Origin of the sequence: Frateuria terrea (genome assembly GCF_900115705.1) — a bacterium.
Classification (GTDB): Bacteria; Pseudomonadota; Gammaproteobacteria; order Xanthomonadales; family Rhodanobacteraceae; genus Frateuria_A; species Frateuria_A terrea.
Map to the genome: position 1 here is coordinate 523,060 of NZ_FOXL01000003.1, position 23,003 is coordinate 546,062.

23 protein-coding genes are annotated in these 23,003 nt (G+C 67.4%); 14 read left to right on the forward strand and 9 right to left on the reverse strand.

Going from position 1 to position 23,003, the window contains the following annotated elements; translation table 11 throughout:
- Window positions 1-206: 206 nt before the first annotated feature.
- The 8 genes from dnaN to BMZ38_RS06220 all read left to right on the forward strand — a co-directional run bounded on the left by dnaN (window position 207) and on the right by BMZ38_RS06220 (window position 9,074).
- Window positions 207-1,307, forward strand: a complete 1,101-nt coding sequence (dnaN, locus tag BMZ38_RS06185) for a DNA polymerase III subunit beta (RefSeq protein ID WP_091335372.1) — start codon at window positions 207-209, stop codon at window positions 1,305-1,307.
- An 87-nt stretch (window positions 1,308-1,394) separates the two neighbouring features.
- Window positions 1,395-2,471, forward strand: a complete 1,077-nt coding sequence (recF, locus tag BMZ38_RS06190) for a DNA replication/repair protein RecF (protein ID WP_091335373.1) — start codon at window positions 1,395-1,397, stop codon at window positions 2,469-2,471.
- A gap of 64 nt (window positions 2,472-2,535) precedes the next feature.
- The gene (gyrB, locus tag BMZ38_RS06195; protein WP_091335375.1) at window positions 2,536-4,950 is read left to right on the forward strand and encodes a DNA topoisomerase (ATP-hydrolyzing) subunit B; all 2,415 of its coding nucleotides are present in this window, start codon (window positions 2,536-2,538) and stop codon (window positions 4,948-4,950) included.
- A 296-nt stretch (window positions 4,951-5,246) separates the two neighbouring features.
- A complete protein-coding gene (locus tag BMZ38_RS06200; protein WP_175483685.1) occupies window positions 5,247-6,551 on the forward strand; it encodes a tetratricopeptide repeat protein in 1,305 nt (434 codons plus the stop codon).
- 205 nt (window positions 6,552-6,756) lie between these two features.
- The gene (locus BMZ38_RS06205) at window positions 6,757-7,416 is read left to right on the forward strand and encodes an energy transducer TonB (RefSeq protein WP_091335377.1); all 660 of its coding nucleotides are present in this window, start codon (window positions 6,757-6,759) and stop codon (window positions 7,414-7,416) included.
- Between the two features lie 54 nt (window positions 7,417-7,470).
- Window positions 7,471-8,238 (forward strand): MotA/TolQ/ExbB proton channel family protein, encoded by a 768-nt coding sequence (locus BMZ38_RS06210; protein ID WP_091335680.1) that lies wholly within the window; start codon window positions 7,471-7,473, stop codon window positions 8,236-8,238.
- A gap of 10 nt (window positions 8,239-8,248) precedes the next feature.
- Window positions 8,249-8,662: an ExbD/TolR family protein gene (locus BMZ38_RS06215; RefSeq protein WP_091335378.1), complete on the forward strand. Its 414-nt coding sequence runs from the start codon at window positions 8,249-8,251 to the stop codon at window positions 8,660-8,662.
- Between the two features lie 4 nt (window positions 8,663-8,666).
- Window positions 8,667-9,074, forward strand: coding sequence for an ExbD/TolR family protein (locus tag BMZ38_RS06220; protein ID WP_091335380.1), 408 nt, complete (start codon window positions 8,667-8,669; stop codon window positions 9,072-9,074).
- A 160-nt stretch (window positions 9,075-9,234) separates the two neighbouring features.
- Here BMZ38_RS06220 and BMZ38_RS06225 read toward each other — a convergent pair whose 3' ends face one another.
- From BMZ38_RS06225 to acs, 3 genes are all read right to left on the reverse strand, one after another.
- Window positions 9,235-9,978 carry a pyridoxine 5'-phosphate synthase gene (locus BMZ38_RS06225; protein ID WP_091335382.1) on the reverse strand — a complete coding sequence of 248 codons (744 nt, stop codon included), beginning with the start codon at window positions 9,976-9,978 and terminating at the stop codon, window positions 9,235-9,237.
- Between the two features lie 42 nt (window positions 9,979-10,020).
- The gene (locus tag BMZ38_RS06230) at window positions 10,021-10,665 is read right to left on the reverse strand and encodes a 4'-phosphopantetheinyl transferase family protein (RefSeq protein WP_091335383.1); all 645 of its coding nucleotides are present in this window, start codon (window positions 10,663-10,665) and stop codon (window positions 10,021-10,023) included.
- A 71-nt stretch (window positions 10,666-10,736) separates the two neighbouring features.
- The gene (acs, locus tag BMZ38_RS06235; RefSeq protein ID WP_091335385.1) at window positions 10,737-12,677 is read right to left on the reverse strand and encodes an acetate--CoA ligase; all 1,941 of its coding nucleotides are present in this window, start codon (window positions 12,675-12,677) and stop codon (window positions 10,737-10,739) included.
- A gap of 106 nt (window positions 12,678-12,783) precedes the next feature.
- On the opposite strand from acs, the gene BMZ38_RS06240 reads away from it, so the two are divergent.
- Window positions 12,784-13,869 (forward strand): PA0069 family radical SAM protein, encoded by a 1,086-nt coding sequence (locus tag BMZ38_RS06240; RefSeq protein ID WP_091335387.1) that lies wholly within the window; start codon window positions 12,784-12,786, stop codon window positions 13,867-13,869.
- Between the two features lie 16 nt (window positions 13,870-13,885).
- Here BMZ38_RS06240 and BMZ38_RS06245 read toward each other — a convergent pair whose 3' ends face one another.
- From BMZ38_RS06245 to BMZ38_RS17720, 3 genes are all read right to left on the reverse strand, one after another.
- Entirely contained in the window at window positions 13,886-15,571 is a 1,686-nt protein-coding gene (locus tag BMZ38_RS06245; RefSeq protein WP_245747197.1) for an ABC1 kinase family protein, read from the reverse strand.
- Between the two features lie 170 nt (window positions 15,572-15,741).
- Entirely contained in the window at window positions 15,742-15,897 is a 156-nt protein-coding gene (locus BMZ38_RS17715; protein ID WP_175483686.1) for a hypothetical protein, read from the reverse strand.
- A gap of 14 nt (window positions 15,898-15,911) precedes the next feature.
- Complete coding sequence (locus tag BMZ38_RS17720; RefSeq protein WP_175483687.1) at window positions 15,912-16,061, reverse strand: hypothetical protein; 150 nt, start codon at window positions 16,059-16,061, stop codon at window positions 15,912-15,914.
- 417 nt (window positions 16,062-16,478) lie between these two features.
- Here BMZ38_RS17720 and BMZ38_RS17725 point away from each other — a divergent pair, with 417 nt between their 5' ends.
- Window positions 16,479-16,655: a hypothetical protein gene (locus tag BMZ38_RS17725; RefSeq protein WP_175483688.1), complete on the forward strand. Its 177-nt coding sequence runs from the start codon at window positions 16,479-16,481 to the stop codon at window positions 16,653-16,655.
- 42 nt (window positions 16,656-16,697) lie between these two features.
- Here BMZ38_RS17725 and BMZ38_RS06250 read toward each other — a convergent pair whose 3' ends face one another.
- The 3 genes from BMZ38_RS06250 to BMZ38_RS06260 all read right to left on the reverse strand — a co-directional run bounded on the left by BMZ38_RS06250 (window position 16,698) and on the right by BMZ38_RS06260 (window position 20,864).
- A complete protein-coding gene (locus BMZ38_RS06250) occupies window positions 16,698-18,719 on the reverse strand; it encodes a S9 family peptidase (RefSeq protein ID WP_091335388.1) in 2,022 nt (673 codons plus the stop codon).
- 118 nt (window positions 18,720-18,837) lie between these two features.
- Entirely contained in the window at window positions 18,838-19,734 is an 897-nt protein-coding gene (locus BMZ38_RS06255) for a patatin-like phospholipase family protein (RefSeq protein WP_091335390.1), read from the reverse strand.
- A gap of 98 nt (window positions 19,735-19,832) precedes the next feature.
- Window positions 19,833-20,864 (reverse strand): class 1 fructose-bisphosphatase, encoded by a 1,032-nt coding sequence (locus tag BMZ38_RS06260; RefSeq protein WP_091335391.1) that lies wholly within the window; start codon window positions 20,862-20,864, stop codon window positions 19,833-19,835.
- Window positions 20,865-21,077: 213 nt separating this feature from the next.
- Between BMZ38_RS06260 and BMZ38_RS06265 the strand changes: the two genes are divergently transcribed.
- From BMZ38_RS06265 to BMZ38_RS06275, 4 genes are read left to right on the forward strand one after another with little or no spacing between them, the layout of a single operon-like run.
- Window positions 21,078-21,686, forward strand: coding sequence for a DJ-1/PfpI family protein (locus tag BMZ38_RS06265; protein ID WP_091335393.1), 609 nt, complete (start codon window positions 21,078-21,080; stop codon window positions 21,684-21,686).
- Window positions 21,687-21,697: 11 nt separating this feature from the next.
- Window positions 21,698-21,859, forward strand: a complete 162-nt coding sequence (locus tag BMZ38_RS17730; protein ID WP_175483689.1) for a hypothetical protein — start codon at window positions 21,698-21,700, stop codon at window positions 21,857-21,859.
- Complete coding sequence (locus tag BMZ38_RS06270; protein WP_091335395.1) at window positions 21,856-22,596, forward strand: NIPSNAP family protein; 741 nt, start codon at window positions 21,856-21,858, stop codon at window positions 22,594-22,596. Before BMZ38_RS17730 ends, BMZ38_RS06270 begins: the two co-directional genes overlap by 4 nt.
- Window positions 22,593-22,997 carry a GFA family protein gene (locus BMZ38_RS06275; protein WP_091335396.1) on the forward strand — a complete coding sequence of 135 codons (405 nt, stop codon included), beginning with the start codon at window positions 22,593-22,595 and terminating at the stop codon, window positions 22,995-22,997. The genes BMZ38_RS06270 and BMZ38_RS06275 overlap by 4 nt, the downstream gene beginning before the upstream one ends.
- The last annotated feature ends 6 nt before the right edge of the window (window positions 22,998-23,003 follow it).

Genomic DNA, 23,003 nt, shown 5'->3' on the forward strand with positions numbered 1-23,003 from the left:
AGCTGTGGATAATAGGTGGATGACTCGGCGCCCGACTTTATCCACAATCGACCCACAGCCGACCAGTGCAGTTGGGCACAGCCGGAAATCTAGGCAACATTTTGATTACAAACATAAAAACGGCGAAATCGAGATATCCACCGCTCCTACCACTACTACCGTACTTCTTTTTAAAAAAACAGAACAGCAGTTAGGGGAAGCCGACAATGCAATTCAGCATCCAACGAGAAGCCTTGCTCAAACCACTGCAGCAGGTCGTGGGCGTGGTCGAACGACGGCAGACCCTGCCGGTGCTGGCCAACCTGCTGGTCAAGGTGGGCGATGGCCGTCTTTCGCTGACCGGCACCGACCTCGAAGTCGAAATGGTGGCTACGACGGCCGCTGAGAAGACCACCGACGGCGAGGTCACTATTCCGGCGCGCAAACTTTTCGACATCGTGCGCGCGCTGCCGGACGGCGTACGCATCGACCTCAAGCTCAATGGTGATCGCGTCGCGATGACGGCAGGCCGCAGCCGCTTCACGCTCGCCACGCTGCCGGCCAGTGAATTCCCGACGATTGACGAGATCGAGCTGGTCGAGCGCGTGAGCTTGCCGGAAGAAGTGCTGCGCGACCTGATGGAGCGCACTGCCTTTGCCATGGCCAACCAGGACGTGCGGTACTACTTGAACGGCATGCTGCTGGACTTGCAGGAACACACGCTGCGCTGTGTCGCGACCGACGGCCATCGTCTTGCGCTCAAGGAAACCCAACTGGAAAGCAAGGTCGCCGCACGCCGGCAGATCATCATTCCGCGCAAGGGTGTCAACGAATTGGTGGGCTTGTTCGAAACCGGCGATGGCCAGGTCGAACTGGAATTCGGTCGCAATCACCTGCGCGTGCGACGCGGCGATGTCGTGTTCACGTCCAAGCTGATCGATGGCCGCTTTCCGGACTACGAAGCGGTCATTCCGTTGGGCGCGGACAAACGTGCCACGCTCGACCGCGAGGTGTTGCGCGGTGCGCTGCAGCGCGCCGCGATCCTGTCCAACGAGAAGTATCGCGGCGTGAAGCTTGAGCTGTCGCCCGGCAAGCTTCGCATCGTGGCGCACAACCCCGAACAGGAAGAGGCGGTCGAAGAGGTCGAGGCCGATACCTCGGTTTCCGACCTGGCCGTGGGATTCAACGTGGGTTACCTGCTCGATGCCCTGGCCGCCCTGAAGGGCGAGCGCGCACGGCTCAATCTGCGTGACGCCCAATCGAGTTGCCTGGTGCAGGAAGACGACAGCGAGCAATCGCGGCACGTGATCATGCCGTTGCGACTCTGATCGCGTGACGTTCGGACGACGCGAAGTCGCCCATGAGACGCCGGAGCCGTCGCGAGACGCTCCGGCGTTGTTCGTTCGGACAAACGCATGAGATTTGAGCGCCTGCGCATCCAGGGCCTGCGCTGCCTCGATGACGTGGCAGTGGAGCTGGCCGAGGGCATCCACGTGTTTGTCGGTCCCAATGGGGCCGGCAAGACGAGTGTGCTGGAGGCGGCCTATCTGCTGTCGCATGGGCGATCGTTCCGCAGCGGTGCGCGCGAAGCGCTGCTCCAGCGAGGAGCCCGAGCGTTGTCCGTTTTCGCGGAGATGCGGGTAGGTGACGCGAGAACGCGGTTGGGGCTGGGTCGCGAGGGGACGCGATGGGACGCACGGTTGGACGGGCAGGACGTGCCGCTCGGTCAACTTGTTCAGGCCTGCGCCGTGGTGTGCTTTGAGCCGGGATCTCACGCGCTGATTGCCGGATCCGCCGAGGAACGACGACGCTTTCTCGACTGGGGCGTGTTCCACGTGGAACATGGGTTCCTTGGCGCGTGGCGTCGGTACCAGCGCGCGCTCAAACAGCGCAACGCCCTGCTTCGAACCGGTGTCGTGGGCCCCGAGGCGCTCTATGCGCCCTGGGAGCATGAACTCGACGAGATGGCCACGGCGATTGACGACTACCGTCGGACCTACCTCGATCGATTGATCCCCGCACTCTCGGCAAGCGCACAATTTCTGCTCCCCGAACTCGGCCCTCTCACCCTGCGTTACAAGCGCGGCTGGGCGGAAGGTCAGGGTTTGTCCGAGCTGCTGGCAGACCAGCGGGGCAGGGACTTGGCCCGGGGCCACACCACGGCGGGTGCCCATCGGGCGGACTGGTCGCTTTCGTTCGAGCACGCACCTTTGCGGGAGCATCTGTCACGTGGGCAGGAAAAGCTGACGGCCCTTTCCTGCTTGCTGGCGCAGGCGGATCTGCACGCGGAGTGCCGTGGTGAATGGCCGGTCGTCTGCCTGGACGACCTGGCCTCGGAGCTGGACCTGGCACACCAGACCGCGGTCGTTGAGCGGTTGGGGGCCGTGGGGGCCCAGGTGCTGGTGACGGGTACCGAGTGCCCGCTGCCCTTGCAGTCGCGCCCGCACCGGTTGTTCCACGTGGAACAGGGGCAAATCCGCCCTCTGCTATAATTAATAAATAGCTTTATCCGCTCCGGTGTTGCCGGAGGCGGGTTGGCGCGGCGACGGGCAGGGCATGAACGCATCCTACGATTCGAGCAACATCAAGGTTCTGAAAGGCCTGGAAGCGGTGCGCAAGCGCCCGGGCATGTACATCGGCGACACGGATGACGGCACCGGCTTGCACCACATGGTGTTCGAGGTGGTCGACAACGCCATCGACGAGGCCTTGGCCGGTTACTGCGACCACGTCACCGTGACTATCCTCGATGACGGCTCGGTCAGCGTCAGCGACAACGGCCGAGGCATTCCGGTCGATATCCATCCGGAAGAGGGCCGTTCCACCGCCGAGGTGGTGATGACCGTGTTGCACGCCGGCGGCAAGTTCGACGCAAATTCCTACAAGGTGTCCGGCGGCCTGCATGGCGTGGGCGTGTCGGTAGTCAATGCGTTGTCCTCGCACCTGTGGCTCACCATTTATCGCGATGGCAAGGAATACCAGCAGGAGTACTCGCTGGGCGAACCGCTGTACCCGCTGAAGGAAGTCGGCGAGTCCACGCGCCGGGGTACCACGGTGCGCTTCCTGCCCAGCCCCGACACGTTCACCAACATCGAGTTCCACTACGACATTCTGGCCAAGCGGCTACGTGAGTTGGCGTTCCTCAATTCGGGTGTCACGATCGACCTGAAGGACGAGCGTGGCGAGGGCCGGCATGACACGTACGCCTACGAGGGTGGCATCCGCTCCTTCGTGCAACACCTGGCGCAGCTGAAGACGGCGCTGCATCCAAACGTGATCAGCCTGTCCGCCGAGCAGGACGGCATCACGGTCGAGCTGGCGATGCAGTGGACCGACTCCTACCAGGAGACGATGTTCTGCTTCACCAACAACATTCCGCAGCGCGACGGCGGTACTCACCTGACCGGCTTCCGCGCGGCACTGACCCGCTCGCTGCAAAACTACATCGAGAAGGAAGGCCTGGCCAAGAACGCCAAGGTTGCGCTGTCCGGCGACGACATGCGCGAAGGCCTGATCGCGGTATTGTCGGTGAAGGTGCCGGATCCGAAGTTCTCCTCGCAGACCAAGGACAAGCTGGTTTCCTCTGAGGTCAAGACCGCGGTCGAACAGGCGGTCAACGAGAAGCTGGGCGAGTTCCTGCTGGAGCACCCCAACGAGGCCAAGGCCATCGCCTCCAAGGTGGTCGACGCCGCCCGTGCCCGCGAGGCCGCGCGCAAGGCGCGCGAGATGACCCGCCGCAAGGGCGCGCTTGACATCGCCGGGCTTCCCGGGAAGCTTGCCGATTGCCAGGAGAAGGACCCGGCGCTGTGCGAACTGTTCCTGGTCGAGGGCGACTCGGCCGGCGGCTCGGCCAAGCAGGGCCGCAACCGCAAGACCCAGGCGGTGCTGCCGCTCAAGGGCAAGATCCTCAACGTCGAGAAGGCGCGCTTCGACAAGATGCTGTCCTCGGCCGAGGTCGGCACCCTGATCACCGCCCTGGGCACCGGCATCGGCAAGGAGGAGTACAACCCGGACAAGCTGCGCTACCACCACATCATCATCATGACCGATGCGGACGTGGACGGCTCGCACATCCGCACGCTGCTGTTGACCTTCTTCTACCGGCAGATGCCCGAGTTGATCGAGCGCGGCCACGTCTATATCGGCTTGCCGCCGCTGTACAAGCTCAAGCAGGGAAAGCAGGAGCTGTACCTGAAGGACGATGCGGCGCTCAACGCCTACCTCATTTCCAGTGCGGTGGACGGTGCGGCGCTCGAGTACGCGCCGGAGGCACCGGCCATCTCCGGCGAGGCGCTGGAGAAGCTGCTGCGCGATTACCAGACCGCACTCGACCAGATCGAGCGCCTGAGCCACCGTTTCGATGCCAACGTGCTGTCGGCGATGCTCGAGCATCCGCCGTTGGCGCCGCAGCTTTGGGCTGACCAGGCCGCCATGCAAGGCTGGCTCGATATCCTGGCCGGGCGCCTGGCTGCCAGTGGCCTGGGCAAGCCACGCTATCGGCTAGCCCTGCGCCCGGCACATGAACAGCAGCCGGCAGCGATGGAGGTGGTGCGCGAGCAGCACGGCCTGTCGCATACCTGGCTGCTGCCGCAACCGTTCTTCAGCAGCGCCGAGTTCCGTCCGATCCTGGCCGTCAGCCAGCAACTGGCCGGCCTCATGCAGCCGGACGCGGTGGCGCGCCGGGGCAACGCCTCGCGTGGCGTTACCACCTTTGCCGAAGCGCGCAGCTGGTTGCTGGACGAGGCCAAGAAGGGCCGCAGCATCCAGCGCTTCAAGGGCCTGGGCGAAATGAACCCGGAGCAGCTGTGGGAGACCACGGTCAACCCGGAAACCCGCCGCATGTTGCAGGTGGGCGTCGAGGACGCGATCGCCGCCGATCAGATGTTCTCCATGTTGATGGGCGAAGCCGTCGAACCACGCCGCGACTTCATCGAGGCCAACGCGCTCAAGGTCGCCAACCTGGACATCTGAACGATGCGCTGCCGTCCTCGACGGGCGGCAGCGTTTTCTTGTGCGATCTGATCTAACGCACTAGCGCGTTGATACGAGATGCGACTGGCGATGACAAGCTGGCCGCAGAGTGGGCGTTTGCCCGTCATGACATGGATTTGCCGGAAAATTCGCAGCGTGCGTGGCAGCTTGCCTGCAAGCCATTGATTTGCATAACGCTTCCATGCGGCAGTGCGACTTGTTATCGCCTGCCTGCTCGCGGTACGCTCAGCGATCCCCCGCACTGCTTGTGCGAAAAACCTTACATGAGGACTGCCATGAAGCATGCTCCCTTCCTCAAGCTGTTGAGCGGCGCAACGCTTGCGCTCGCCCTGGTGAGCAGCCCGGCGATCGCCCGCGACCGGCATGGCGACCACGGATCCAAGGACGCCAAGCAGGCGCTCTATCCGAACGCCACGCGTAAGGAACCCAAGCTCGACCTCACCAGCGACAAGGAGCAGAAGAAGCTCAACGAGGGTCTGGAGGCGGTCAACTCGGGTGACAAGGACAAGGCGATGCAGCTGCTGCAGGCGATCGCCCAGGACAACGACAGCAGCAAGTACGCCAAGTCGCTTGCGCTGCAGGGCATCGCCAACCTCAAGTACAACGACGGCGACCTCAAGGGCGCCATCGCCACGCTGAAGCAGTCGCTCGACATCGGCGTGATGCCCAACGACACGTACTTCCAGCTGGAGTACGAACTGGCCCAGTTCTATCTGGCCGACCAGCAGTACCAGCAGTCGATCGATACCATCGAGAAGTGGCGTGCCGAGGGCAAGCGTGAAACCGCCGAGTCCTACGCCCTGGAAGGCAATGCCTACTATCGCCTGGAGAAATATCCCGAGACGATCACCGCGATGAAGAAGGCCATGTCGATGACCGACAAGCCGCAGGCCTCGTGGAACCAGATTCTGATGGCGGCCTATTCGGAGTCGGGCCAGGCCGACCAGGCCGCGCAGCTCGCCCAGCAGCAGCTCGCCGCCAACCCGAACGACACCACGGCGCTCAGCAATGCCGTCGCGGTCATGATGCAGGCGCAGAAGTATCCGGAGGCGATCCAGCTGATGGAGAAGGCGCGCGCCAGCGGCGGCCTGAAGGACGAAAAGGAATACGTGAACCTGGCCAAGCTCTACCTGATCACCGGCCAGAACAGCGACGACCCCAAGCCGAACGCGAAGAAGGCCGAGGCCGTGCTCGATGACGGCATGGCCAAGGGCGTCGTGTCCTCCAGCTACGACAACCTCAAGCTGGCCGGCGACGCGGCCTACATCGCGGGCGACGAAAGCAAGGCCATCGCCAGCTACAAGAAGGCCATGCCGATGGCCAAGGATGGCGAGGCGGCGATCCGCGCCGGCCAGCTGCTGCTCGGCCAGCAGAAGTACAGCGAGGCGAAGACGCTGATCAAGCAGGGCATCGACAAGGGCGTGCAGCACAAGGGCACCGCCTACATGCTGCTCGCCGAAGCCGAGCGTGGCCTGAAGAACAAGCCCGGCGCCGTCGCCGCCATGAAGCAGGCGGCCCAGGACCCCGACACCGCGGCCAAGGCCAAGGCGTGGCTCAAGCAGGCAGGAGCCGGCAAGTAAGAAGCTTTGGCGCAGGCGCCCGCGAGGCCGGATGGACGTCCATTTGGCGGTCTCACGGGTGCTATACAAACGCCATGGCCTGTTGTACCGTTGAGAACCCTTTTCCCGCGCATGTCCAGTGGCAGATGTCACCCCCAGGGGCGAGATTTGCCGGTTCATGCTGCGACCCCGTCTTTCCCGATTGACTAGCTCCAGAAAGTGACAGATGGCCTCGAGTAACGAAGAAACCGGCCGCGCGCCGTTCAGTTGGAGGCGCACCTGGGCGTTGGCTGTTGCCATCGCGCTGCATTCGTTTGCATTCCTGCTGCTGATCGCGCCCCCGGCGCCGCCGAAGCAGGAACAGGCGAAGAAGGAGCGCATCGTCCAGGTGAACTTCATCGACCCGCCGCCGCCGCCGCCGCCGCCGCCGCCGCCGCCGCCGGAACCGCCGAAGCAGCCGCCGCCGAAGATCATCCAACAGGTGACGCCGCCGCCGACCCCGCCGCCGCCGGCGCCGCCGCCGGCCGTGGAGGAGCAGTCGACCAACGCGATCCCGGCGCCGCCGCCGGCACCGCCGGCTCCGCCTGCGCCGCCGTCGGACATCACGGCGAGCCAGGACATCAGCTACAACAGTCGCATCCAGCCCCGTTACCCGCCGCAGGCGATCCGCCAGCGTCACGAGGGCACGACGACCCTGTTGATCCTGGTGGCCGCGGACGGCACGCCGAAGGACATCAAGGTCGAGACCTCCAGTGGCTACCGCGAGCTGGATCGCGCAGCCATTGAAGCGGCCAGGAAATGGCGCTTCAATCCGGCCATCAAGAATGGTCAGAAGACCGAAGGCTACGTCCGCGTTCCCGTCGCCTGGAATCTCAACCAGCTGTAACCCGAGGTTACAGTCCACCAGTTCACGCCTGACATCTCTAAAGGTAGCGTCATGATGTTCCTACAAACTGCACCGACCCAGGGCGGCACCTCCAACGCCGAAGCCATGAAGCACATGGGCTTCGGGGACCTGATCCACAACTTCGACCCGCTCGGCTGGATCGTCTTCGTCACCCTCGTGGTGATGTCGTTCGCCTCCTGGTACTTCATCATCGCCAATGCGATCCGCAATGCGATGGTCCGTTCGCGCGCCGAGAAGGTGATCCAGGGCTTCTGGAGCACCACCTCGACCCAGGAAGCGATCCGTGAGCTGGAAGCCCAGCCCAAGGGCGAACCGTTCTCGAAGATCGCACTGGACGCCGCCTCCGCGGTGGCCCACCACCAGCAGGCCACCGCGGCCGCAGCTGGCGGCGGTCGCCTGGCCGAGTCGCTGAGCCGCTCGGAGTTCATCGACCGCGCCCTGCGCCAGGCCGTGGCCCGCGAGAGCCTGCGCCTGGAAACCGGCATGACCCTGCTGGCGACGGTCGGTTCGTCCGCGCCGTTCATCGGTCTGCTCGGTACCGTGTGGGGCATCTACCACGCGCTGATCAAGATCTCCGCCTCCGGCAACGCCTCGATGGAAGCGGTCGCCGGCCCGGTCGGCGAGGCGCTGATCATGACCGCCTTCGGTCTGTTCACCGCGATCCCGGCCGTGCTCGCGTACAACTTCTTCAACCGCTCGAACCGCATGACCTACGCGCAGTTCGACGAGTTTGCGCACGACCTGCACGACTTCTTCGCCACCGGTTCGCGTGTCGAAGGCGTGGCGCCGACCCAGAAGTGAGGTTCAAGCCATGGCGATGAGTACCGGAGGCAATTCCGGCGGCCCGATGTCGGAGATCAACGTCACGCCGCTGGTCGACGTGATGCTGGTGCTGCTGATCATCTTCATGATTACGGCGCCCCTGATGTCGCACCGCATTACGGTGCCGTTGCCCAATGCCAACCCCAAGACGCCTGACACCGGATATGTCGAGCCGATGGACGTGGCACTGAAGCAGGACGGCAGCATGTATCTCAACGACGCCGAGGTGACCGAGGCCGAGTTGAAGGCGCAGTTCGCGGTGGCGGCGTCCAAGACGCCGCAGCCGGAGATCCAGCTCCGCGCCGACAAGGACACCGAATATCGGTACGTCCGCAAGATCCTCGCCGATGCCAAGGCGGCAGGCATGGTCCATGTCGGTTTCATGACGACCGGCAAGGAGTAAGACGATGGCTTTCAGTTCCGGAAATACCAGCGGCCCGATGGCCGACATCAACGTCACGCCGCTGGTCGACGTGATGCTGGTGCTGCTGATCATCTTCATGATCACGGCGCCGATGCTCACCCACAAGGTGAAGATCGACCTTCCGCAGCCGAACCCGAACATCGTCCAGCCGGAAAACCCGCTCGAGCCGATCCGTCTGAAGATCGACCGCTCCGGCGCGCTGTACTGGAACGACACGCCGGTCGACGAGCTGGGCCTGAAGGCGCAGATCGCGGTCGTCGCCCAGCAGACCAACCAGCCGGAGCTGCAGATCAACGCGGACGACGGCGTGGCCTACGAGGCGGTGGCACGCGTGCTGGCCGATGCCAAAAGCTACGGATTGACCAAGATCGGCTTCACCGAAGGGCAATGATCTCAGGCGGATCAACGCTACCGGCAAACCCCCGCGCAAGCGGGGGTTTTGCTTTGCGGGCTTTGCCCTGTGACGGCCATGGGGTGGACTTCAGCCCACCGCCTCTTGTTTCGTGAGCTACGGTGGAATGAAACGCGCGCTACGAAATGCTGGGGGATCATCAGCGCAGGATCTGCAGATAGCGGCGCACCGTGGGCGCCAGGCCGTCATAGAGCGCCTCGCAGATCAGGGCATGGCCGATTGATACCTCGGCCAGCCCGGGAATGGCGGCCTTGAACCCCCCCAGGTTCGCCTGGTTGAGATCGTGTCCGGCATTGACCGCAAGGCCCGCCTGCTGGGCGCGCCGCGCGGTATCCGCGCAGGCCGCCAGCACCGCGCGCGCATCACCTTCGGCAAAGGCCTGTGCGTAGGGGCCGGTGTAGATCTCGATCCGTTCCACGCCGATCGCCAGCGCCTGCTCGAAGCCGTGCGCACCGGCATCCACAAAAAGGCTGACGCGGCAACCGAGTTCGCGCAGCTCGGCGACCAGCGGACGCAGGCGCTCGCAGTCGGCGGCCAGATCGAAGCCGTGGTCGGAGGTGATCTGGCCATCGCTGTCCGGCACCAGCGTGACCTGCGTCGGGCGCACCTCGCGGGCCAGCTCGACCAGTCCGGGGTAGGTGCCGCGGGGAGGTGCGAACGGGTTGCCCTCGATGTTGTACTCGGCTTTGCCCCGCAGCACGGCGGCCAACGCGCGCACGTCGTCCGGCCGCACGTGGCGCTGGTCGGGCCGCGGGTGCACGGTAATGCCGCCGCATCCGGCGTCGAGGCAGGTATGCGCGGCGTGCAGGATGTCCGGTTCGTTGCCGCCGCGCGAGTTGCGCAGTACGGCGATCTTGTTGAGGTTGACGCTGAGCAGGGTCATGGACGCCCCAGGGGAAGAACGGGACCGGCAACACTGCGCCGATCAGTCGTCCCCGGCAAGTACCCATTGCCAGATGCACCGCGGCGTGCCCCGCCACGCCAGCGCCGCCACGTGCTCGCGGTCGACCTCCAGCGGTTGTAGTTGCCAGGCGGCCGGGTCCTCTTGTTCAAGCCGGAGCAGGCGTGGCGCTGCCCCGGATGTGTCGATTTCGAGCCGGTGCAGGCCAAACGCCAGTCCGCGCCCCAACGCTTTCAGCACGGCCTCCTTGGCCGTCCACAAGACCAGGAACGCCTCGTCCTGTCGGTCCGGTGGCTGCCGAGCGAGCCAGTCGGCCTCCCCGGGAGCGAAGTAGCGCCGTGCGATCTCCAGCCCGCGCGGGCGTGCGCGACGGCGCTCCACGTCGATGCCCGGCCTGGCGTGTCGCCCGAGCGCGACCAGTGCGCAATCGCCGCTGTGTGTCCAGTTGAAATCCAGCGTGTCGCCTTGCTGCGCCCCAGCGAGTTGCGGGCGGCCATGGGAGCCCGCCACCAGCTCGACCGCATCGGCCGGCAAGCCGAGGTAAGCGCCCAGCAAGGCGCGCAGCGGCGCGCGCCCCTGGCGCGGGTCATAGCGCAGCCGCCATACGTGCAGTGCCGCGTCATCCAGTCGGGCGGCGATGGCGGGGACGTCGGTGAGCGGGATTGGCATGGGCAAACGGTAGCATCCGCCGTTTGCCCCACGTGCTGCGGGCGAGGCCGGAGCGCGTTCGGGACGGATGATTATCTCACCAGCCGCTCGTCGACCAGCTTCTGCACCACGCCCGGATCGGCCAGCGTGGAAATATCGCCCAGCTGGTCAGGCTGGTTCTCGCCGATCTTGCGCAGGATGCGCCGCATGATCTTGCCCGAGCGCGTCTTGGGCAGCGAGGGTGCCCACTGCAGGTAGTCGGGCGTGGCGATCGGGCCGATCTCCTTGCGCACCCAGGCGACCAGCTCCTTGCGCAACGCGTCGCTGCCTTCCTCCCCGGCGACCAGGGTGACGTAGGCATAGATGCCCTGGCCCTTGATCTCGTGCGGGCAGCCGACCACGGCCGCCTCGGCCACTTTCGGGTGCGCCACCAGCGCGCTTTCCACCTCGGCGGTGCCGATGCGGTGACCGGAGACGTTGATCACGTCATCGACGCGGCCGGTGATCCAGTAATAACCGTCCCCGTCGCGTCGTGCCCCGTCGCCGGTGAAGTAGTTACCGGGGTAGGCGCTGAAATAGGTGTCGATGAAGCGCTGGTGGTCGCCGTAGACCGTGCGCATCTGCCCGGGCCAGGAATCGGTGAGCAGAAGGTTGCCCTCGGCCGCCCCTTCCAGCACCTGGCCCATGGCATCGACGATGGCCGGCTTGATCCCGAAGAACGGCAGCGTGGCCGAGCCCGGCTTGGCGGCGGTGGCGCCCGGCAGCGGGGTGATCAGGATGCCGCCGGTTTCGGTCTGCCACCAGGTGTCGACCACCGGGCAGCGCTCCTCGCCGACCACGCGCCAGTACCACTCCCAGGCCTCCGGGTTGATCGGTTCGCCGACCGTGCCCAGCAGGCGCAGCGATGCGCGCGAGGTCGCCTTCACCGGCGCCTCCCCCTCGCGCATCAAAGCGCGGATGGCGGTGGGCGCGGTGTAGAACAGGGTCACCTGGTGCTTGTCGATCACCCGCCAGAAACGGCTGCTGTCGGGGTAGCTCGGCACGCCGTCGAACATGACCGTGGTCGCGCCGTTGGCCAGCGGGCCGTACACCACGTAGCTGTGGCCGGTGACCCAGCCGACGTCCGCGGTGCACCAGTAGACGTCGTCCTCGCGCAGGTCGAACACGCATTCGTGGGTGTAGCTGACGAAAACCAGGTAGCCACCGGAGGTGTGCAGCACGCCCTTGGGCTTGCCGGTGGAACCGGAGGTATAGAGGATGAACAGCGGGTGCTCGGCCTCCACTGGTTCGGCCGGGCAGTCGGCGCTCTGGCCCTCCATCAGCACGTGCCAGTAGCGGTCGCGCGGCGACTGCATCGGCACCGCCGCACCGGTGCGACGGACCACCACCACGGTCTCCACGCTGTTGGTGCCAGGGCGCTCCAGCGCGGCGTCCACATTCGCCTTGAGCGCGATGTGCTTGCCGCCGCGCATGCCCTCGTCGGCGGTCACCACCAGCTTGCACTGCGAATCGGCAATGCGTCCGGCCAGCGAATCGGGAGAGAACCCGCCGAACACCACCGAGTGGATGGCCCCGATGCGTGCGCAGGCCAGCATCGCCACGGCCGCCTCCGGGATCATCGGCAGGTAGATCGCCACGCGGTCGCCCTTGGCCACGCCCAGGTGCTTGAGCGTGTTGGCGAACTTGCAGACTTCGACATGCAGCTCGCGGTAGCTGATGCGCCGCGACTCGCCGGGATCGTCGCCCTCGAAGATGATGGCCGTCTTTTCGCCGCGCTCGGCCAGGTGCCGGTCCAGGCAGTTGGCCGCCACGTTGAGCGTGCCGTCGGCATACCAGCGGATGTGCAGGCTGGCTGGATCGAAGGAAACGTCCTTGATCTGCGTCGGCGCCTTCGCCCAGTCCAGACGCGTGCCCACGCGGCCCCAGAAGCCTTCCGGATCGCGCACCGACTCGGCGTACAGCCGTTCGTAGTCCGCCTCGCCGATGCGCGCCCTGGCGGCGAACGCGGGTTGGACCGGATGGAGCGTGGACATGGGGACATCTCCTCGGTAGCGCGGTTTGGACGTCCAAGTGTAGCGTCGCCGCCGCGGCGGTGCGCCGGTCGCGCGGAGTGAGACGCTGGCGCGCTAGATTCGCCCGATGTCGCAACCACCGTCGCCTGCCATCAAGGGTCGCGGCGCCGCCTCCAATCCGGAGGGGCGTTTCGAGACCCTGCGCCACCAGGCCGAGGACGACGGCTGGCAGAGCGCGCTGCTCGACGAAACCGCACCGCGGCCGCGCACCGAAGTGACCGAGGAACGCGCGCGCAGCGTGATCAGCCGCAACGATTCACCCGACATCGCCTTCACGCAGGCGATCAATCCCTACCGGGGCTGCGAGCACGGCTGCATCTACTGCTATGCGCGACCCTCACACGGTTACCTCAACCTCTCGCCCGGGCTGGACTTCGAAACCCGCCTGCGTGCCAAGACCAACCTGGCCGAAGTGCTGCGCGCGGAGCTGGGCAGGCGCGGCTACATGCCCAAGCCGATCAACATCGGCAGCAATACCGATCCCTATCAGCCGGTAGAGAAGCGCTGGCGGCTGACCCGCGCGGCGCTCGAGCTGCTGGCCGATTGCCACCATCCCTGCACCATCGTCACCAAGAATGCACTGGTCGAACGCGATCTGGACCTGCTCGCGGCGATGGCGCGCGAGCGGCTGGTGCAGGTACTGGTCTCGGTCAACTCGCTGGACAACCACCTGGCGGCCAAACTCGAACCCCGCGCCAGCGCGCCGCACCGGCGGCTCAAGGCGATCGGGGCCCTGGCCTCGGCCGGCGTACCGGTGGGCGTACTGGTGGCGCCGATCATCCCGGCACTCAACGACCGCGACATGGAGGCCGTACTGGAGCAGGCACACGCCGCCGGTGCGCGTTGCGCCGGCTACACTGTGGTTCGCCTGCCCTACGAGTTGAAGGCGCTGTTCCGCGAATGGCTGGCGCTGCACGCGCCGCAGCGCGCCGAGCACGTGATGAGCCTGATCCGGCAGATGAACGGCGGGCGCGACTACGACAGCGACTTTGCCACCCGCATGCGCGGGCAGGGCGTGTTCGCACAACTGCTGGAGCGTCGCTTCGAGGTGGCCTGCCGCAAGCATGGCTTCGGGCGTGCGCGCGAACTGCAGCTGGACACCTCGCGTTTCGTGCCGCCGCGGGAAGCTTCGCCGCAAGGTTCGTTGTTCTGACGCAGCGCGCTGCTGCCTAGTCCGGCGGCCGGTTTGCCGCCCGCTCCACCTTGCCGTCCCGCCGCAAGGCGCTGAGGATCAGGCTCAAGCCAAGCACGCCCGCCACGATGATGAACAACATCGACAGAACCGGCAGCCCGAACAGCGTCGGCCCGGTCTGCATGCGTGCGGTCAGCGCGCCGCCGATGACCAGCGCCGCGACGATCACGCCGGTGCTGATCCGATTGGCGATCTTCTGCAGGCTTTCCATCATGTGCGACTCTTCCAGCCCGTCCACGCGCACGCGCAGGCGGTTCTGCGCGAGCGTGCGCAGGATCGCCGCCACGTGCTGCGGCGTGTGCCGCGCCAGGTCCTGCAGGTCCAGCCATTCGCTGGCCAGGTTGGCCGGGGAGAGCGTGCCAAGCGCCTGCCGCCGCAGCACCTTCTGCAGGTGCTGCTCGACCACGCGGCGGGTGTCGATGGTCGGATCGAGTGCGCTGGTGACCGCCTCCAGGTTGAGCAGCGTCTTGCCCAGGATGCTGAGCTCGGGCGGCGGGCGCAGGCCGCAGGATGCTCCCACGCGCGCCAGCTCGAGCACCAGCCGGCCCTCGGAGAATTGCCGGCTGGAGTTGTGCAGGCCGACGTAGCTGGCTACCAGCTGCTCGACCTGGCGGCGATAGAGGTTGCGGCGGAAATCCTCCAGCGCCATGCCCATGGTTTCGCTGATGTCCGCCACCTGGTCGCCGTTGCCGGAGATGGCACCCAACATTAGCTTGAGCAGTTGATGCCGCGTGCGCGGCACCAGTCGCACCACCATCCCTAAGTCGAACAGCGCCAGCCGGTGGTCTTCCATCAGCAGCACGTTGCCCGGGTGCGGGTCGGCATGGACCAGGCCGTGCAGGAAAACCTGGTCGAGGTAGGCACGCAGCAGCTCGCGCGCCTGCTCGTGCAGCGGATGCTCGATGCGACGCAGCGGCGGGATATGCGTGACCTTGATGCCGCGCACGCGCTGCATGGTCAGCACGCGGGTGGTGGTGAGGTCGGCCAGCGGCAGCGGCACGTACAGCGTGTCGTAGCCGCGAAGGTTCTCGGCGAAGCGGCGCAGGTTCTCCGCCTCCAGCTCGAAGTTGATCTCATTGGCCAGGCTGTGGCGCAGCTCGGTGACCAGCCCGACGAAGCCGTAGCGGCGGCCGACGTCGGTCATGCGGTCGGCGGCGCCGGCCAGCCGTTCCAGGATCGCCAGGTCCTCGCGAAGGGTCTGCGCGATGTGCGGCCGCTGCACCTTGAGCACCACTTCGCGACCGTCGTGCAGCGTCGCCGCGTGCACCTGCGCGACCGACCCGGCGGCCAGCGGCACGTCGTCGAAGGTGGCGAACAGCGTGCCGATGCGCGCGCCCAGCTCGGCCTCGACGATCGTGCGGATCTCCGCCACCGGCACCGGCGCGACGTCGTCCTGCATGCGTTCGAGCTCGGCGATGTAGGGTGCCGGCACCATGTCCGGCCTGGTGGAAAGCGCCTGGCCCACCTTGATGAAGGTCGGCCCCAGCGCTTCCAGGTCGTCCACGAATTGCCTGGGCTGCCCCGGCTTGACCGCTTCGTCTTCGTCGGCCAGCGCCGCTTCCTGGATATCCAGCTCCAGCCCGCTGAACAAGCCGGCCTTGCGGTAGCGCAGCAGGAACGCGCCGATCCGGGCATAGCGGGACAGACGGGTGGCTTCGTTCACGCCTTTGGGCTCCACGCTCGGACACAGCGACTTCATGCAGCGTGGAGCGGGCGGCGGCAACAGGGCGTCAACGGGGCCGCGCGATCTGGCGGCGATGCGCCTTCGTGCGACGGCCGGCCATCGCTGCGTGGCGGCCGCGACGACCTGCGCCAGCAGCCCGCCCGGGATGTTCATCCGCCGCGGCACCGCCCGGCGGTCGCCGCATCCAGGATCGCCTGGCGGGCCAGCACGCGCACCAGCAGCAACCCCGATACCATCGCCGCCAGGCAGCCCAGCCGCAGCATCATCGCCAGCGCGCCACGCGTCGGCGGCACCAGCATTGGCACGCCAATGCCACCTATCAGGAAGCCACCAGGTAGCACGACACCAAGATCGGATAACGCCGGTTGCGGATGGTCTGCTCGCGGATGATCGCTTCGGCACGCTGCCACGGCAGGCCGAAGTCGCGCATGAGCCGGTTGACGGTGATGAAGCGTGGAATCACGGCCATGCCGTCGTCCTCTCATGCAAGCGACAGCCCGCTCGCCCGGACCGATGGGCAACCCGCCCGTTGCTCAGCCACGGATGCCATCACCCCAACGCCGGTTGGACAGGAAGGGATGGGCTCTGCGGCATGCAAAAGCGGCGTCCCAGTTCGGATATAACCGCCCGACGGGGCATGCTTCCGCACGGTGCGGGCCGTGGCCGGCGGCTTCGACGTCGGCCCTGCGGCCTACAACGGGGCTTCGCGCCACCCCTAAAAAGGGCCATCGGGCTGCTATGCCGAAACGCCCACACCGTCGCCCTGAGCGCAGCGCAGGTCGAAGTGGAGGGGGATGCTGCCGCGCTCCGGGAAGATGCGCGCTTCACGCGCCAGTGATCGCCGAGCCGCTCTGCTTGCCGGGGAACCCTAGGCGGAGGCCGCGCGATGTCCTCGTTCTCGCTCTATCTGGTCGGCATCATCGTGCTGATCGCCGGCCTGGCGTACATCGCCTGGCTGGTGCACGTGCCGCTGCAATGGATCGGCGCGGGCGTGATCGTGGTGTTCGGACTGGGCATCCTCGGCGCGGTCAAGCACACCCAGCGGCGCGATCCGCCGAAGTAGGCCGGGAAGCTTGCTTCCCGGCCGGGTCGCGATTGGATCGGCTCAGCTGGCCGGCAGGTACTTCGCGAACCACTCCAGCGCACGCTGCAGCACGTCACGCTGGTGCCCCGGGTCGACGAAGTGGTGGCCCTCGTTCGGGTACACCACCAGCGAGGTCGGCACGCCCTGCGCACGCAGCGCGTGCCAGTACTCGAACGACTGCGGCGCCGGGCACTCCGCGTCGCGGTCGCCGACCACGATCAGCGTGGGCGTCTTCACGCGCTTGATGAAATCGATCGCCGAGCTCTTGGCATACACCGCCGGGTCGTCGTACACCGACGCGCCAAAGTACGGGATCATCCACTGGTCAATCAGGTTCTCGCCGTAGTAGCTCTGCCAGTTCGAAATGCCCGCGCCGGCCACCACGGCATGGAAGCGCTGGGTCTGCGTGGGCACGAACATGCTCATGAAGCCGCCGTAGCTCCAGCCGGTCAGGCCCAGTCGCTTGTCGTCCACGGGCAGCTTCTTCTCGATCGCGTCGATGCCGGCCAGGATGTCCGACAGATCGCCGTAGCCGAAATCCTTGCGGTTGGCCTGCACGTAGGCCTCGCCCTGGCCGAAGCTGCCTCGCGGGTTGGGCATGAAAACGAAGTAGCCCAGTTCGGAGAACGGCACGCTGCCGTAGCCCACACCGGGCCAGCGCGGGATCACGGCGCTGGCCGGGCCACCGTGCACGCTGACGATCATCGGATAGCGCCGGGTGGCGTCGTATTGTGCCGGGTAGAGCAGCCAGCCCTGCACGTGGCGGCCGTCGTGGTCCCACTCGACCGACTCGGCCTTGCCCCAGCTCGGCTTGAGCGCGGCATTGATTGCAGTTACCGCGCGGGGTGCACTGCCGCCGAACGGACCGGCATGGACTTCCGGCGCGGCGGCATAGGAGCTCTGCACGAAGGCGATGCGGCTGTGGTCGGCCGACAGCGACATGCCCATCGAAGCGCTGCCGTCGCCGACGCTGGCCGGCAGCGTGAAGCGCACGCGCTGCTGGGTGGCGCGGTGGTTGTCGACCGCGTAGTCGGCCAGCTGGCTCTGGCCGTTGCTGACCTGGCTGACCAGCAGCGTGCGAGGCGAGGTCCAGGCGAACCACGACGGCGTCACGCGGATGCCCGGCGTGAGATCCACCGTCGCGCCACCGGCGGCCGGCACCGCATACAGGTCGCCTCCGGTGGCACCCTGGTCGCTCATCAGGCCACCGACGAAGACCAGCCGCTTGCCGTCGGGCGACCAGCGAGGCAGCGCCAGCTGCATCCGGTGCAGCGGGCCGGTCTCGTGCACGGGATCGACCAGCACCCGCGGCGTGGCGCCGGCGCGGGCATCCTGGGCATAGAGCCTGGCGATCCACCAGTTGTTGTCGCCCGGTGCGGGCGCGCCGACATAGGCCAGCTGGCGCGCGTCGGGCGACCAGCTGAACTCGTAGACGTAGGTGGCCGCCGGGGTGACCAGCGTCGGCGTGCCGCCAGCAGCGGGCAGCGTCGCCACGCGCTGGATTTCCAGCCCGTCGATGCCGACCTCGCCGACCTGCGGTTTGGCCGCGGCCACCGCGCTGGCGCGGCGGGTGGCGCCTTCGACGTAGAGGAAACCCAGCGCACGGCCGTCGGCGGACCAGGCCAGGTCGTGGGCGTAGCCGTGCAGGTCTGCCAGTCGTCGCGGCGCAGCTTGGCCACCGGCATCGGCCGCATAGACGTCCATGTCGCCAGGCTTGCCGCCGCAATCGGTCAGGAAGGCGAGATGGCGCGAGTCGGGCGCCCAGGCGATTTCCTCCTGCCGGCACGAAGCGTTGCCCATTGCCAGCCCATGCGCGTCGCTGCCGTCGGCATGGGCGACCTGGATCTTCGGCTTGCCGTCCGTATCGACCACCCAGGCCAGCCGCTGGCCATCGGGCGACAGCTGCACGGCGTGGATCGCGCGGACCTTGCCGAGCTGGTCGAGCAGCTGGTCGATGCGCGGGTCGACCTTGCCGGGCGTGGCGGACGCCAGCGGGACAAAGGCCAGGGCAAGCAGGGGCAGGAGGCGCAGGGAAGGGGGCATGGGCTGCTCTGGCGGGGAAAACCGCCACGCTAGCAGTGCGCCGGCCATCCCTCCAGTGCGGCCGGTCACGTCGTGCCGATCTGCGAGGGCACGCGCGCGGCTCCCGCGGAGCCGGCGGTCAGTGCGAGGCGACGGCCGATGGGATCTGGCGCGCCGCCGCCAGGCGCGCGCGGATCAGCGGGATAGCTCCCAGCGCGGCCTTCTCGCCTTCCATGATGGCGCGGTCCTTTTGCGTGAAGTCGGCGGCGCCGAGGCCGTTCACCTGCGGACGGATCACCACGTCGGCGCGCGCCAGCTCCTGTGCACCCAGGTGCTGGCCCATGATGACCACCGAGCGGCCGACGATGCCGAACATGTCCGTTGGCAGGCTGCCGTCGCTGCGCGCGGAGATGTCCACCGCGATGACGAAATCGGCACCCAGCTCGCGCGCGGCATCGACCGGCACCGGGCTGACCACGCCGCCATCGACGTAATGCCGGCCGTCGATCGCCGCCGGCTCGAACACGCCAGGCACGCTGCAGGACGCGCGCACGGCCGCTCCGGTGTCGCCGTGGCGGAACACGGTGCGCTGGCCGGTCTCCAGCTCGGTGGCGACCGCGGCGAAGGGCAGCTTCAGCCGCTCGATCGGGCGCTGGCGGACCAGACCGTCGACGTAATCCTGCAGCTTGCGTCCCTGCACCAGGCCGCCACTGAACAGCCGCACGTCGCGGAGCGAAGCCTCGTCCAGCGAAATGGCTGACTGTTGCATCGCGAAGGCATCCATGCCGCTGGCATAGAGCGCACCGACCACGCTGCCGGCGCTGGTGCCGGCGACCACGTCCACGTGGATGCCGCTGGCTTCCAGCATCTTGATCACGCCGATGTGCGCAAAGCCTTTGGCCGCACCGCCGCCGAGCGCCAGTCCGACGACCAGCCTGCGCGTCAGCGGAGGGTCGGCTGGCGGCGGCGTGCGCACGGGCGCGCAACCGGCCAGGGCCACGGCGAGCAGCAACAGGAGGCGCAGGCATCGGGCCATCGTCGGCAGTTCGTGGGGAGTCGGCGGGAAGCGTGGGTCAGGACGATGGCGAAACCGGGGCGCGGCGGGGCAGGCGCACGGGCGCCTGCCCGTACCGCTCAGGCGTAGGCGACATCCGCCTCGCGGTGGTAGCGGGTGGCCACCTCGACCTCGCCCCTGGAGCCGAGGAATACCGGCACGCGCTGGTGCAGGCCGGTCGGCTGGAGCTCCATGATGCGCTCGCGCCCGGTGGTCGCGGCGCCGCCGGCCTGCTCGATGATGAAGGCCATCGGGTTGGCCTCATACATCAGCCGCAGCTTGCCGCCCTTGGCCTTGATCTTGGCATCCAGCGGATAGAAGAACACGCCGCCGCGGGTGATGATGCGATGCACGTCGGCCACCATCGAGGCCACCCAGCGCATGTTGAAGTCCTTGCCGCGGGGACCCTCCTTGCCGGCCAGCAGCTCGCCGACGTAGCGCTGCATCGGTGCCTCCCAGTGGCGCTGGTTGGACATGTTGATGGCGAACTCGGCGGTGTCGACCGGGATGCGGATGTCACGCCGGCTGAGCATGAAGCTGCCGACCTCGCGGTCCAGCGTGAACTCGTGCGTGCCGTGGCCGAAGGTCAGCACCAGCAGCGTCGCCGGGCCGTAAACCACGTAGCCGGCGGCCAGCTGCTGCGTGCCCGGCTGCAGGAAGTCCTCGACCTTCGGTTCGGTGACGTGCTCGGGGCAGCGCAGCACCGAAAAGATGGTGCCGACGGAAATGTTGACGTCGATGTTCGACGATCCGTCCAGCGGATCGAACAGCAGCAGGTGGTTGCCTTTCGGATACATGTCCGGGATCGGCTGCGGATCCTCCATCTCCTCCGAAGCGCAGGCGGCGAGGTGGCCGCCCCAGGCATTGGCTTCCAGCAGGATCTCGTTGGAGATGACGTCCAGCTTCTTCTGCGCCTCGCCCTGCACGTTCATGCTCAATGACCCCGGGCTGCCGGCATTGCCCAGCACGCCGCCCAGCGCCCCCTTGCTGGTGGCCACCGCAATGCGCTTGCAGGCGCGCGCGACGACCTCGATCAACAGCGAGAGCTCGGCGTTGATGCGGCCGGCGCGGCGTTCCTCGATCAGGAACTGGATCAGCGAGACAGGCTTCATGGCGGGTCCGTGGCAGGAGGAACGCGCATTCTACGGCGTGCGCGTGAATGCCACCTCCGCGTCCGGCGGTCGTCCCGGGCGAACAAACCCCGCGGCCGTCCGCAGCCATGCCGGCGTCCAGAAGCGAACGGGCCTGCCATTCGCCCCACTGCTGACATCACGCTGGCAGCAGCCCCGCCCCATCCTGCACACCTTGCAAAGGAGGCGAAGGCAATGCGCGACACGATCTACTTCCTGGTGTTCGATGGCTTTGCGGATTGGCAGGCGGCGCTGGCGCTGTGCGAGGTGCGCCGGCCGGGCGACTGGCAGGTGGCCACGGTGGGGTTTACCCGCGCGCCGGTGCGCTCGATGGGCGGCCTCACGGTGCAGCCGGAACTGAGCCTGGCCGAGCTGGACTTCGCCCGCGCCGCGCTCGCCATCGTGCCCGGCGGGCACCTGTGGCAGCGCGGCGAGGGCGTCGCTGCGGTGGCGGCGCTGCGCCAGCTGCACGGGGCCGGTTCGGTGGTCGCCGGCATCGACAGCGGCGTGCTGGCGCTGGCCCGGGCAGGCCTGCTCGACCGCTGCCGCCACACCGGCAACTGGTCCGGCCACATCGATGCGCAGGTGCCCGGCTATGCCGGCAGTGCGCAGTACGATGCCTCGGCGCTGGCGGTCAGCGACGGCGGCACCATCACCGCCAGCCACCTGGGCAGCGTCGAGTTCGCGCGCGAGGTGATCCGCACGCTGGACCTTTACAACCCGAACGACCGCGAGCACTGGTACCGCCTGTTCAAGCACGCCCAGCTGCCGCCGTGGTGCGTGGGCGAAGCGGTGGCGGCGTGAGGAGGCCGGCCATGCATCCGATCCTGCACCGTGTGGCCAGCGCCTACGGCCCGCTCGCCTCGCGCAACCGACTGGTCGAGGGGCCGCACACGCTGCCCGCGACGTCACCGCCGCCGCCTCGCCGCATGACGCTCGTGGCGTTGCTGGGCGTGCTGCTCCGGCGGCGCGCATGAGCGGCCACAGCGTTTTCGAATTGCGCCAGTACACGCTGCGCTCCGGCCAGCGCGCGTTGCTGATCGAGCTGTTCGAGCGCGAGTTCGTCGAAGCGCAGGAAGCGCTCGGCATCGGTCTGCCGGGCCAGTTCCGCGACCTGGACGATCCGGACCGGTTCGTCTGGCTGCGCAGCTTCGCGGACATGGAAGCGCGCGCCGCCGCGCTGGCCGCTTTCTATGACGGCCCGGTCTGGCGCGCACACCGCGAGGCGGCCAACGCCACCATGCTCGATTCGGACGACGTGCTGCTGCTGCGTCCGGTGCACGGTTTCGCGCTCGACGGGCTGGTGCGCCCCACCGCGGACGAGCGGGCTCCCGCCGGCCTGCTCACCGCCACGATCTGCCCGTTGCCGCCGGGCGACGCCGCGGCGCTCGTGCGCAGCTTCGACGCGCAGGTACGGCCGGCACTGGAAGCACATGGCACACCGGTGCTGGCACAGTTCGTCACCGAGCCGGCGTGCAACACCTACCCGCGCCTGCCGGTGCGCGAGGGCGAATGCGTGCTCGTCTGGTTCGCCGCGTTCGGTGATACGGCAGCGCAGGCGCGGCGTGAGGCCGCCGCAGCGGCCGATCCGGCCATCGGCGCCTGGATTCGCCGCCTCGACGCCATGCCGCAGATCCTGCGCCTGGCGCCCACGCAACGCTCGCTGCTGCGCGATGCGGCACCCGCATCCACCACGCCCCGGGGGCACGCATGAGCAAGACCTACCACGGCAGCTGCCACTGCGGCGCGGTGCGCTTTGCCGCCGATATCGACCTCTCGGCCGGCACCGGCCGCTGCAACTGCTCGATCTGCAGCAAGACGCGCCGCTGGGGCGCGATCGTCAGCCCGGACGCCTTCCGCCTGCTGGAGGGCGAAGCGGCACTGGCCGACTACCAGTTCGGCACCCACAGCATGCATTACCGGTTCTGCCGGCACTGCGGCATCCAGCCCTTCGGCAGCGGGCACCTGGAGCAGCTGGGCGGCGACTTCGTCAGCGTCAACCTGGCCTGCCTGGACGACGCCACGCCGCAGGAACTGGCCGACGCGCCGGTGCGCTACTTCGACGGACGCCACGACAACTGGATGAACCCGCCGGCCATCACCAGCTACCTCTAGGAGCGC

What these genes read in the sequence shown, in the direction of transcription:
- dnaN (WP_091335372.1), top strand. Translation starts at nt 207, where the DNA reads ATGCAATTCAGCATCCAACGAGAAGCCTTGCTCAAACCACTGCAGCAG.
- recF (WP_091335373.1), top strand. Translation starts at nt 1,395, where the DNA reads ATGAGATTTGAGCGCCTGCGCATCCAGGGCCTGCGCTGCCTCGATGAC.
- gyrB (WP_091335375.1), top strand. Translation starts at nt 2,536, where the DNA reads ATGAACGCATCCTACGATTCGAGCAACATCAAGGTTCTGAAAGGCCTG.
- BMZ38_RS06200 (WP_175483685.1), top strand. Translation starts at nt 5,247, where the DNA reads ATGAAGCATGCTCCCTTCCTCAAGCTGTTGAGCGGCGCAACGCTTGCG.
- BMZ38_RS06205 (WP_091335377.1), top strand. Translation starts at nt 6,757, where the DNA reads ATGGCCTCGAGTAACGAAGAAACCGGCCGCGCGCCGTTCAGTTGGAGG.
- BMZ38_RS06210 (WP_091335680.1), top strand. Translation starts at nt 7,471, where the DNA reads ATGTTCCTACAAACTGCACCGACCCAGGGCGGCACCTCCAACGCCGAA.
- BMZ38_RS06215 (WP_091335378.1), top strand. Translation starts at nt 8,249, where the DNA reads ATGGCGATGAGTACCGGAGGCAATTCCGGCGGCCCGATGTCGGAGATC.
- BMZ38_RS06220 (WP_091335380.1), top strand. Translation starts at nt 8,667, where the DNA reads ATGGCTTTCAGTTCCGGAAATACCAGCGGCCCGATGGCCGACATCAAC.
- BMZ38_RS06225 (WP_091335382.1), bottom strand. Translation starts at nt 9,978, where the DNA reads ATGACCCTGCTCAGCGTCAACCTCAACAAGATCGCCGTACTGCGCAAC.
- BMZ38_RS06230 (WP_091335383.1), bottom strand. Translation starts at nt 10,665, where the DNA reads ATGCCAATCCCGCTCACCGACGTCCCCGCCATCGCCGCCCGACTGGAT.
- acs (WP_091335385.1), bottom strand. Translation starts at nt 12,677, where the DNA reads ATGTCCACGCTCCATCCGGTCCAACCCGCGTTCGCCGCCAGGGCGCGC.
- BMZ38_RS06240 (WP_091335387.1), top strand. Translation starts at nt 12,784, where the DNA reads ATGTCGCAACCACCGTCGCCTGCCATCAAGGGTCGCGGCGCCGCCTCC.
- BMZ38_RS17720 (WP_175483687.1), bottom strand. Translation starts at nt 16,061, where the DNA reads ATGGCCGTGATTCCACGCTTCATCACCGTCAACCGGCTCATGCGCGAC.
- BMZ38_RS17725 (WP_175483688.1), top strand. Translation starts at nt 16,479, where the DNA reads ATGTCCTCGTTCTCGCTCTATCTGGTCGGCATCATCGTGCTGATCGCC.
- BMZ38_RS06250 (WP_091335388.1), bottom strand. Translation starts at nt 18,719, where the DNA reads ATGCCCCCTTCCCTGCGCCTCCTGCCCCTGCTTGCCCTGGCCTTTGTC.
- BMZ38_RS06255 (WP_091335390.1), bottom strand. Translation starts at nt 19,734, where the DNA reads ATGGCCCGATGCCTGCGCCTCCTGTTGCTGCTCGCCGTGGCCCTGGCC.
- BMZ38_RS06260 (WP_091335391.1), bottom strand. Translation starts at nt 20,864, where the DNA reads ATGAAGCCTGTCTCGCTGATCCAGTTCCTGATCGAGGAACGCCGCGCC.
- BMZ38_RS06265 (WP_091335393.1), top strand. Translation starts at nt 21,078, where the DNA reads ATGCGCGACACGATCTACTTCCTGGTGTTCGATGGCTTTGCGGATTGG.
- BMZ38_RS17730 (WP_175483689.1), top strand. Translation starts at nt 21,698, where the DNA reads ATGCATCCGATCCTGCACCGTGTGGCCAGCGCCTACGGCCCGCTCGCC.
- BMZ38_RS06270 (WP_091335395.1), top strand. Translation starts at nt 21,856, where the DNA reads ATGAGCGGCCACAGCGTTTTCGAATTGCGCCAGTACACGCTGCGCTCC.
- BMZ38_RS06275 (WP_091335396.1), top strand. Translation starts at nt 22,593, where the DNA reads ATGAGCAAGACCTACCACGGCAGCTGCCACTGCGGCGCGGTGCGCTTT.